8 protein-coding genes are annotated in these 10,862 nt (G+C 58.5%); 7 read left to right on the top strand and 1 reads right to left on the bottom strand.

Features of this window, described 5'->3' with window-relative positions; all coding sequences use genetic code 11:
• Positions 1 to 4: 4 nt before the first annotated feature.
• The 7 genes from ACVWXE_RS10635 to ACVWXE_RS10665 all read left to right on the top strand — a co-directional run bounded on the left by ACVWXE_RS10635 (position 5) and on the right by ACVWXE_RS10665 (position 9,474).
• Positions 5 to 874: a prohibitin family protein gene (locus tag ACVWXE_RS10635; RefSeq protein ID WP_148202707.1), complete on the top strand. Its 870-nt coding sequence runs from the start codon at positions 5 to 7 to the stop codon at positions 872 to 874.
• Between the two features lie 794 nt (positions 875 to 1,668).
• Complete coding sequence (locus ACVWXE_RS10640) at positions 1,669 to 2,688, top strand: HD domain-containing phosphohydrolase (protein WP_457490282.1); 1,020 nt, start codon at positions 1,669 to 1,671, stop codon at positions 2,686 to 2,688.
• Between the two features lie 44 nt (positions 2,689 to 2,732).
• Positions 2,733 to 3,023, top strand: coding sequence for a YlxR family protein (locus ACVWXE_RS10645; protein ID WP_011432759.1), 291 nt, complete (start codon positions 2,733 to 2,735; stop codon positions 3,021 to 3,023).
• A gap of 396 nt (positions 3,024 to 3,419) precedes the next feature.
• Complete coding sequence (gene infB, locus ACVWXE_RS10650; RefSeq protein ID WP_457490283.1) at positions 3,420 to 6,584, top strand: translation initiation factor IF-2; 3,165 nt, start codon at positions 3,420 to 3,422, stop codon at positions 6,582 to 6,584.
• Between the two features lie 115 nt (positions 6,585 to 6,699).
• A complete protein-coding gene (locus tag ACVWXE_RS10655; protein WP_457490284.1) occupies positions 6,700 to 8,529 on the top strand; it encodes a proline--tRNA ligase in 1,830 nt (609 codons plus the stop codon).
• A gap of 21 nt (positions 8,530 to 8,550) precedes the next feature.
• Positions 8,551 to 9,168 (top strand): hypothetical protein, encoded by a 618-nt coding sequence (locus ACVWXE_RS10660; protein ID WP_011432755.1) that lies wholly within the window; start codon positions 8,551 to 8,553, stop codon positions 9,166 to 9,168.
• Positions 9,169 to 9,186: 18 nt separating this feature from the next.
• Positions 9,187 to 9,474 carry a hypothetical protein gene (locus tag ACVWXE_RS10665; RefSeq protein ID WP_457442920.1) on the top strand — a complete coding sequence of 96 codons (288 nt, stop codon included), beginning with the start codon at positions 9,187 to 9,189 and terminating at the stop codon, positions 9,472 to 9,474.
• A gap of 81 nt (positions 9,475 to 9,555) precedes the next feature.
• Here ACVWXE_RS10665 and ACVWXE_RS10670 read toward each other — a convergent pair whose 3' ends face one another.
• The gene (locus ACVWXE_RS10670; protein ID WP_238376920.1) at positions 9,556 to 10,605 is read right to left on the bottom strand and encodes a hypothetical protein; all 1,050 of its coding nucleotides are present in this window, start codon (positions 10,603 to 10,605) and stop codon (positions 9,556 to 9,558) included.
• Positions 10,606 to 10,862: the final 257 nt, after the last annotated feature.

The following is a 10,862-nucleotide window of genomic DNA, read 5'->3' on the forward strand; positions in this document are numbered from 1 at the left end:
GCCCATGCGCATGCGACGCCCTAGACCATTTAGTCTTGACCGCAAGACTTCGCGCTTTCTGCCTCTGCTGGGCCTGCTTTTGGCGCTGCTGACCCTCCTGCCCCGTTGTCTGCTGGTTGTCCAACCCGGCTACGAAGCCGTCATCTTCAACCGCCTCACGGGAGTGGAAATGACTCCCCGCCGCGAGGGGATCCATCTGCTGATTCCGGTGCTGCAGTTCCCCACCCTTTACGATGTGCGCACCCAAACCTACAACATGACCAGCCGAAGTGAAGAGCGCAGCGTCAAAGCCGACGATACCCTCACCGCTCTCACTGCCGATGGGCAACGGGTGGATCTGGATGTTTCGGTGCGCTATCGCCTGGATCCGGACCGGGTTCCCGAAATCCATCGCAATGTAGGCCCCGATTACCTGAACAAAATTATTCGCCCCGCCTCCCAAGCCGTGGTGCGCAATGTTATCGCCCGCTATTCGGCCATTGGCGTTTATTCTGAGCAACGAGCTGAAATCCAAGAACAAATTGCCGCTGAGCTCTCTCGCCTAATGCAGCCAGAAGGGCTGGTGCTGCAGAGCTTGCTCTTGCGCAATGTGGAATTTTCCAAAGAGTTTCAGTCGGCCATCGAAGCCAAACAAATTGCCGAGCAAGAGAAGCAAAGAGAAGTGTTTCGCGTAGAGCAGGCTCAACTCATCAAACAACGAATGATTGTCAAAGCCAGCGGTGAGGCCCAAGCCATCGCCCTCAAAGGGGAAGCGCTGCGCAGCAACCCGAACGTCATCCAGCTCGAGTATGTCCGCAACTTGCCCGACGACATCCAAGCCATCGTCAGCGAGCAAAACACCATCCTCAATCTGGGGGACTTTCTCAACAAGTAATCGATTCGAGAGTCCCAAGTTAGGATTGGATCCATCCAGTTCAGGTGCATCCACTCCAAGCCCGTTCTCAACAGACCATCAGCCCCAGCCCCTCTCCCAGAGAAGTGTTGCTGCTGTGCCCCTTAATTTCTTGATGGGCCGTAATTCTCGGCCTTTGCATTCATTTTGCATTCATAGAGAACCCAGCACTCTCCGGTACTCCGGGGGCCAAATACCGGGCCCGACACTCAACTGGCAAGCTGACGTAGGAGCCTGGGGAGTTGACTGGGGCATCCACTCTCCGGAGCATCTGTATCAGACTAAACAGAAGGAGGCTGCCAGGATATCTAGGCTTTGTACAATTGCTCACAAAGCCCTGGGTTGATGGGAGCATGACTCTAGTCAATAATAAGCTCAACTATACTGAAAATAGTGTATAATATGTTCAGTACGGATTACTACCAGTTGATCTTTCTGTTTACTTTCGAGTCTGCCAACATGGTAGCCAAAGCAAAGCAGAAAATTGGTAGTAAGACGACACGGAAACTGCGCTTTGGGTATTCTACTCAAAGCTTTGCGGGATACCGCCATTCTGTTTGGAAACAAACAGAATGCTATCGCTGCATAGTTGAACAGTGATGTTCAGCAGTGTTCAGCGTAAATGTATCAGAAAACCCTTCCCTTTCCCGGAGCAGCTCAGTGTAAAGCCTGATGCTCTTTTTTCTCTGATGGGATTACCGTAGAGGTGTTGCTACTGGGATCCTGCAGTGACCAGCTTTTCCTGTGCCCAACTCGCCAAACTCGAGATGCCCAAGATGCCCGTGACAGTTGGGATCCCTGTCACACCTTCTGCGGATGAGGCGGATGAGACAGAGATCGGTCATCTTTTGATCGTCGATGATCAGCCCAACAGCCGCCTGCTGCTGGGGGATCTGCTGCAGAGCATTGGCTATCGGGTCAGCGAGGCCGAAAGCGGCAATCAAGCCCTGCAAATGTTGAAAACCTTCCAGCCGGATCTGATCTTGCTGGATGTCATGATGCCGGGGTTAGATGGGTTCGAGGTCTGTCGACGCATCAAAGTGAATGATGAGACACGCTTGATCCCGGTGGTATTGGTTACAGCGGCCAGCGATCGCAAAAATCGCGTGCGCGGTATTGAAGCTGGGGCAGATGATTTCTTGAGCAAGCCCTTTGACGAGTCGGAATTGTTGGCGCGGGTGCGTTCCCTCGTTCGCCAAAAGCACCTCAATGAAGACTTGGATCATGCTGCTCAGGTTCTGTTCGCCATTGCCCGCAGTGTGGAAAGCCGGGATCCCACCACCGGGGATCACTGTGAGCGCCTGGCACAAATGGCCAAGAGCTTCGGCGAGTTTTTGCATCTGCCCCGTCCCCTGATCAAGGTGCTGATGTGGGGAGGTTACCTGCACGACATCGGCAAAGTGGGCATACCCGATGCCATTTTGGGTAAAACAGGCAAGCATACGCCGGAAGAGTGGGAGGTGATGAAATCCCATGTCTTGATCGGGGAGCAAATCTGCCGCCCACTGCGCACCATGAAAGAGGTGTTGCCCCTCATCCGCCACCACCACGAGCGTTGGGATGGCAGCGGTTATCCCGACGGCCTCAAGGGGGAAGAGATCCCCCTGGTGGCCCGCATCTTTCAGATCATCGACATCTACGACGCCCTCACCTCAGAGCGACCTTACAAGCGAGCGTTCACCGTTCAAGAGGCCATAAGCATCTTGCGGGAAGAAACAGCCAGAGGGTGGCGGGATCCCCAGTTGGTGGAGTATTTCTTTGAGTTTCTGCGATCGCGGGCGCTGGATTTGGAGTAGGCTAGATAGGGCTTGCTTGTAGTGTACCAGCAGGATAGAGTCTCTTGCCGGGTGCCGATCCGCTGCGTCGTTGTGTAGGGTGTCGCCAGTTGTTTCCTCGCTCACAACTGTGGCGGCTGGTCAGACAATTTGATTCCCACCAAGTGCTTTTGGGCGGGGGTATGGGGCGCTCTGCCTATGTCTGTCGGCGGCTGGAATGTCTGCAAGCAGCCCGGCGCAAGCAACAGATAAACCGAGCCCTCAAGGCACCTGTGCCTGACTCGTTGTTCCAACGGCTGCTGGATTCTCTTGAGCAAGATTCCCAGGGACATCTCCTCCAAAAGCCTGAGCCTTAGAGGTATTCCCAAACATAGGTAAGATATTTAAACGCCCTTTTAGGTTCATCAGGTTGCGAACTACACGACAGCCCCTCTCAACTGTCAGAATGGGAGTTGGCCGGAAAACTGAGGTCAGGCTGGAGGAGCTGCAGAGAGGTTATTCTGGAGGCGCTGTTGACATTTGCTCGTTCTTCCTCGGTTGCTTTACTGGATGTCCCCTGTGGATGTTGCCAGAGCAGCTTCAGACCTGGGTTCCCTTCAGGCCGGATCCCCGGAGGATTGCCGAGCTGTTCTCGATGCGCCGGAGGAAGCCCCCGCAAGCCCGAAAGGTTCGGCTCAACCCAATAACTTGGTTCCCATTGAGTTTGGATAGTAAAACTGACGAGAAGTAAAGGAGCAGAGGCTAGCAGACGAATGACCGATAAAGTTCGAATTTATGATATTGCCCGTGAGATGGGGCGTGACAGTCGGGATGTGCTGGAGGTTTGTGAGCAACTGGGGATCCCTTTCAAAACCCACAGCAGCACCATTTCTCCGGAGCAAGCTGAGTTGGTGCGCAGCAAGCTGGGCGCCCCCCACATTGTGAAACCTCCTCGACCCCGGCCCAAACCCCCATCTGAAAGCCTGCCGCCGGAGCCTCCTGCTGAAGCCAAAGTCGGTGAGCGCCCTCAGCAGAAAGTTCCCGGCACCGCCAGCGCGATCGTCGGCATTCGTCGGCCCGCGCCTGCTCAGCAGCCAGCTCCAGTTGGCGAAGCCAAGACGGCTGAAACTCTGCCGGCTGCCAAGACCTCGCTGTCTCGACCTGAGCGAGTCTCCCCCGAAAAGGGATCGGCTGGTGGTGCTCAGCTCATAGGCCCACCGCGGCGGCAGGTTACCCCTCTTGTCCGCTCGTCTGAGGCCACCCAAAAGCCGGAGACTGTTTCTCAACCGGCAACCCCTCCCACTCCCTCTGAGTCTGCCGCGGCCAAAGCCAGCGGCTCGGAGCCCAGTCCTGTGGCCAAGCGCCCAATTGTACTCTCGCCCCCTCAACGAGCTACCTCCGGGACAAAACCGCCGGCAGAGCGGCCTGAACCGCCGCAAAAAGCTCCCGAGCCCAGTCGCCCCAGCCCCTCAGAAGCACCATCCCCCAGCCACGCCCGCGTTCCTCAGCCTGCGGAAGAAAAAGCTCCTTCTCCTCCACCTGCGCAGCGCCCCCGTCCACAACTGGTGAGCGCACCCGTTCGCCCTGGCACGCGCTCCCCGGCAACCAAAGAAGACAGTGTCAGCAGCAGCAAAGTCGGTGAAGCTCCTCGTCCGCAGCGGCGGATGGAATTGGTGGGGCCCCCTACCCGTCCTGTGGCCAAGCCGGCTCCCCCTGACCCAGATGCTGCCTCTCCCTTGCCAGAAAGAATCCCTGGGGAACGTCCCAGCCCAGTGTTGGCGGAGGCTCCCGTAAGACCTACCCCACCCAAGGTCAAGCGCAAAACGGAAGAAGAAGAGGACGACGAGCTACAAGCTCTCAGTCGGCGGGCTGCCCGCGTCCAAGCCAAACGCAAACGCAGTCGGAGACGGGGGGAAGGAGATGGAGATGGTTTGGATTTGGATCCCATGACCATCATTTCAGCGGTCAAGCAGGCTGAGCTGAACGCCCTCAAGCCCTTGGCTCGCCCCACCGCCAAGCCTCCTTCCTATCGCCCACCCGCGGCAACGGCTGCTCCCCCTGCCCGCCCCCGCCCTGCTGCCCGTTTGCAGCAGCAACCCACCTCCGCTGAGGCTGGTGCTGCCGATCGCGCTAGCGGGACAGAGCCCTTGCCCGAAGAGAAGGTGTTGCTCTTGGATGGCAGCCTCACCGTTCAGGAATTGGCCCATCGCCTGCGCGTGGCCGAAACTGAGATCATCAAAACCCTCTTTTTCAAGGGGGTGATGGTGACCATCAACCAGGTCTTGGATGAGTCGCTGGCCGAGTTGGTGGCCAAAGAGTTGGGCTATGAGATTCGCCGACCCAAGGCAGAACCCGAGGCCAAAAAAACCGAAATGCTGGATGTGGAGGACATCGACCATCTGGTCTCGCGTCCGCCGGTGGTGACCATCATGGGCCATGTGGATCACGGCAAAACCACCCTCCTCGATGCCATCCGCGACACCAAAGTGGCGCAGGGAGAGGCTGGCGGGATCACCCAGCGCATCGGTGCCTACCATGTGGATGTGAACTTCGAAGGCCAGAAGCGGCGCATCGTTTTCCTGGATACTCCCGGCCACCAGGCTTTTACCGCCATGCGTGCCCGAGGAGCCCGCGTCACCGACATTGCGGTTTTGGTGGTGGCCGCCGACGATGGGGTACAACCGCAAACTCTGGAAGCGATCAGCCATGCGCGGGCGGCTCAGGTGCCGATCATCGTGGCCATCAACAAGATCGACAAGCCCGGCAGCCAGCCAGAGCGCATCAAGCAGCAGTTGGCGGAGCACGGCCTATTGCCAGAGGAGTGGGGTGGCGACACGCCCATGGTGGAGGTGAGCGCTCTCACCCGCCGTAACCTGGATGCTCTGCTGGAGATGATCCTATTGGTGGCCGATGTGGCGGAGCTGCAGGCCAACCCCAATCGTCCCGCTCGCGGCACGGTGATCGAGGCCCACCTGGACAAAGCTCGCGGGCCGGTGGCTACCCTCTTGGTGCAAAATGGCACTCTGCGGGTCGGAGACACCCTGGTGGCCGGGGCCGTTCTGGGTCGGGTCAAGGCGATGATGGACGATCGCGGCCAGCGGTTGCAAGAAGCCGGGCCCTCTTCGGCGGTACAACTGCTAGGCCTGGATGAAGTCCCGGCAGCCGGCGATGAGTTCCAGGTTTACACTGACGAAAAAGAAGCCCGTCGCATTGCCCAAGAGCGGGCAGAAGCGCTGCGGCAAACCCGTCTGCAACAGGCGCTGCTGTCTCGTCGCGTGAGCTTGGGTAGCGTTTCCGCCAAAGCCCAAGAAGGCCAGCTCAAGGAGTTGAACTTGATCATCAAGACGGATGTCCAGGGATCCGCCGAAGCCATTCAGACAGCGCTGCGGGATTTGCCCCAAGAGGAAGTCCAGTTGCGGGTTCTGCTGGCGGCCCCTGGCGAGATCACGGAAACCGATGTGGATTTGGCTGCGGCCAGCGACGCCATCATCCTCGGTTTCAACACCACCCTGGCCCCCGGCGCCCGCCAGGCTGCCGATGACAAGGGCGTGGACGTGCGGGAGTACGACATCATCTACAACCTGCTGGACGATCTGCGGGCGGCCATGGAGGGCCTGCTGGAGCCGGAAGAAGTAGAGGAGCCGCTGGGTCAGGCGGAGGTGCGCATGGTGATCCCCATCGGGCGCGGTGCGGTTGCCGGCAGCTATGTGCTCTCGGGCAAGGTGCAGCGCAATGCTCTGGTGCGAGTTCGCCGCAGAGGTGAGGTAGTTTACGAGGGACGTCTAGACTCCCTGAAGCGCTTCAAGGACGATGTGCGGGAAGTGGCTGCGGGCTTCGAGTGTGGGATCGGCATCGACAAGTTCCAATCCTGGCAGGAAGGCGACATCATCGAGGTGTACCAGATGGTCACCAAGCGGCGGACGCTCACTCCCGCCTAGCTTCACCCCAAGCGACTCTAGGTCGGCCTGCGTTCTCGGGCAGGGGATCCCAAACAGGGCGGGAAAGTTTGAGCTGATCGTGCGAGCGGGAGGAGTCCTCAGAGGGAGGGAAGGGATGCAACAAAGCCAGAGACTGAGCCAGATGCTGTTTGTAACGCTGCGGGAGGATCCCGTCGAGGCCGAGTTGCCCAGCCACAAATTGCTGCTGCGGGGCTGCTTTATCCGGCGGCTCTCCCCAGGGATCTACACCTATCTGCCGCTCCTCTGGCGGGTGCTGCAAAAGATCTCGGAGATTATCCGGGAGGAGATGAACGCCATCGGCGCTCAGGAGTGTCTTTTGCCCCAGCTGCAGCCGGCAGAGATCTGGCGGGAGTCGGGCCGCTGGGAGGTGTACACCCAGGCGGAAGGGATCATGTTTGCCCTTAAGGATCGCCAGGGACGTGAGCAGGCCCTAGGCCCCACCCATGAGGAGGTGATCACCTTGCTGGCCCGGGATCTCATCCGCTCCTATCGCCAGTTGCCGCAGACGCTCTACCAGATCCAGACCAAGTTCCGGGATGAGATTCGACCCCGCTTTGGCCTAATGCGAGGGCGGGAATTCATCATGAAAGACGCCTACTCCTTCCACGCCAACGAGGAAAGCCTGCGCCAGACCTACCAGGATATGTACCGAGCCTATAGCCGCATCCTCAGGCGCTGTGGGCTGGAGTTTCGCGTGGTGGATGCTGATGCCGGGGCGATCGGGGGTCCATCGGCGGCCTCGCAGGAGTTTATGGTGCTGGCCTCTGCCGGAGAAGATGAGATCCTCTACACGCCCGATGGCTCCTATGCTGCCAATGTGGAGAAGGCCGTCTCCATCCCGCCGCCAGCGGCAGAGTCTCCCTACACCGCCTTCCAGGTTCTGGATACGCCGGGAACCGAAACCATCGAGAAGCTGGCCGCTTTCCTAAAAATCTCCTCTACCCTGATCGTTAAAAACGTCCTCTACCAAGCCCTTTACGACAACGGCCTGCGGGTGGCAGTGCTGCTCAGCATCCGCGGGGATCAAGAAGTCAATGAGGTCAAACTGGCCAACCACCTCAGCCGCCTGGCAGAGCGCTACCAAGCCAGCAAATTGCTCAAGCTCGCCTTGGCCGATGCCGAGATCCAGAACAGTTGGCAGGGGGATCCCATCCCGGTGGGCTACATCGCTCCTGATTTGCCGGATAGCTGTCTGGGCCGGCAGAAAAACCTTGCCCCCCAGATCCTGCGCTTGGCCGACCAGACGGCAGCTCTGCTGCAGAACTTCGTGACCGGCAGCAACCACGTGGGGCAGCACGTGGTGGGGGCCAACTGGGGCGAGCAATATCCCCTGCCGGAAGTGGTGGATGTGCGCAAAGCGCAAGCGGGGGATCGGTGTTTGCTCAACCCCGACCAGATCCTGGAAACGGCCCGTGGCATCGAGATCGGCCATATCTTTCAGCTAGGCCTCAAGTTCTCGCTGCCGATGCGGGCCACTTTTACCGACGAGCAGGGATCCGAGCAGCCCCTGTGGATGGGCTGTTATGGCATTGGGGTATCCCGCTTGGCCCAGGCGGCGGTGGAACAGTCCCACGATGCCAATGGCATCATCTGGCCCGTGGCCATTGCCCCTTATCACGTAGTGGTGGTGGTGCCCAACATCTCCGACCCCGAGCAGATGAGCGTGGCAGAGAAACTGGTGCAGGATCTCGCTACTGCCGGCATCGAGACCCTCTGGGATGACCGGGACGAGCGGGCCGGCGTCAAGTTCAAAGATGCGGATCTGATCGGGATCCCTTACCGCATCACCACAGGGCGCAGCCTCAAACAGGGCAAGGTGGAACTCACCGAGCGGGCCAGCGGCCAAGCCACGGAAATTCCCATTGAACAAGTGGTGACCACCCTGAAAGAGCGGATTGAAGCAGCCCTAGCTGTGCCGGACTGAGCGTGGCTTCTCCTGAACCCGATGCTGAACATCTCCATTCTTAAAGAAGACGAATCCTATACTTTTCGCTCTTATTTTGAGATGCCCTACGAGCCGGATGAAATCTTGGCTCAGTTTGGCTATCAACTGGAAATTGGGGAGTGGACATGGCCTGTTGCCCCTGCTCCACCTCAAACCCCAGTTCTGAAAGATCGGATCCGACAATTGTTACCTTTGGTTAGCCTCACCAGCGAAACAGCGCGGCGGGAATTGCTGGTGGCTCCTGTGCTGACCGAAGTGGCTCTCCATTGTCGAGTTCCTTTGCGGCTGGAGTATCCCCTGATGGTCAACAATTGGTTGAAGGGCAGCCTCGATTATCTGTTGCGAGGGAAGAACATCCTGCTGGTGGTTGAAGCCAAAAAGGACGATCTAACGCGGGCCTTTGTGCAAATGGCTGTAGAAATGATTGCCCTGGCGCAGGTGGAGCAGCAGGCTCAGATCTACGGTGCAGTGACGATGGGGTCTATCTGGCAGTTCGGACAAATTCTTGCCCATCAGCAGGTGATCAAACAAGACTTAACGCTGTATCGGGTACCTGAGGAGCTGGAAACCATTGCCGGCATTCTCACTGCCATGGTCAGCAACCCCAGCCCATCGTGAATTTAGTGACCATAAGTCATGAATCAAAAAACAGTCTGGTTTGCCCTGAAGTTGATGCTGGCTGCCGCCGGGATCAGCACAGCCATCAAGTATGGTGGCCCTTACTTGGCCTTGCCGGAGCAAATGCCAGTGGTGGTCGGGATGATCGTTTTGCCCACCTTGATCATGGCCGGGATCCTGTGGCGCTGGCAAATGCAGTCTCCTCTATCCAAAACTCCCCTACAAGCCGGCAAGGGATCCCTGGGAATTGAAGATGATAGAGCCTTCACCCCCAGCCCTTCTCCCAGGGGAGAGAGGGAAGTCTGAACTGCTGGACATGGAAGGCTGCCCAGATCCCTTGATGGGTGGGGGGAAGGCTATCGGGATGGATTGGGATCCCTTGAACCCCTACTGCTGGGTAAGGCGCAGGGTTACCGTTGGGCTGGTTTGGTTGCCGGAAGTGGCCGTGAGATTCACCTGATACACCGTGCCAGAGGCCGGAATGGGAGGCCGAACGGTGATGGTGAAACGGCCCTGGGCATCTGCCTGCACCGTTTGGTTGGTCACGGTCTGTTGGGCGCTGATGATGCCCCCCAGAGAGGTCGAAGCCGTTACATTCACCCGCACCGAAGCATTGGGAGCTGTAGTGCCCTGCAGCGTAAACGAAGAACCGGAAACCCGATCCCCATCCTGCAGGTTGGTGATTTGAGGCAAGAGGGGGCTGGGGGCGCTGACTGTAGCGGAAACCTCTTGGGTGGTCAGCCGCTGGATGCCCCCGGTGGCCCCTTCGATCAGGCGGGCCGGTTGTTCGGCGGTCATGAAGCGCACTTGGCCACCATTTTCCAGGCGGGCGACGACGATCCCTTCCCGGGTGGTATCTTTCGCCTCGATTAGGGCGTTCACTACATAGGTGCCGCTGGAAACTTCCTGAGCCGGCAAGGTTTGCACTTGCCGTCCATCCTGGATGAGGTAAACCGTTACCCGGCTGGAAGGGGTACCTTTGACGGTGACCAACAGGATTTCTCCCGCTGCCAAGGGGCGACTGCCGGCATTGTGATCCACCAGGTCGATGGAAGCGCGGACAGGGCTACCCACGGTGAAGCTCCAGGTCACGCGGCGGGTCACCCCCTGGGTATTGGTGAACTCCAGCAGAACTTCCCGGCGCCCCGGCGGCAGAGGTTGGGCAGGGCGATAGGTGAAGAAATCGCGGGTAATCACCGACTGGGAAGTGACGTCTTGGCCATCCAGGAAAACCCTCACCGTTTCCGGACGCACGCTGACTCCATCTTGGCTGCGAAAAGAAGCCGAGATTGGCGAGGTAGGTTCAACATTGGTGGCCGCTTGAGCTGGGCTGGGATCCGTAATTTGCTGAGCCCTTGCAGGCAAGCTCGACAACCCCACAACCGCAGCGCCAATCACCAAGGCCCGGGGAAACCAGGAATACAAGTTATCGCTCATGAGACCATCCAAGAAAAAGATAGAGTACAGACAGACTACACAGGCAACAAGCCCAGAGAAAGGCTAAACAGAGTCCAGGAGAATATCGGCCTCGATATCCTGTTCGCATCCTGTCACAGGGGATGGCCCCTGTCGATACGCCTAAACCTGTAAACTACCCGACTCCGACCGCTAAGCGGTACGGAGCGGGCTTTCAGTAGCCCTGAGCCTGCTCTGCTCTACCAGAGAACAAAACAGGCCCGAACCTCTAGGCTGGT

This window comes from Thermostichus sp. MS-CIW-41, from assembly GCF_054058915.1.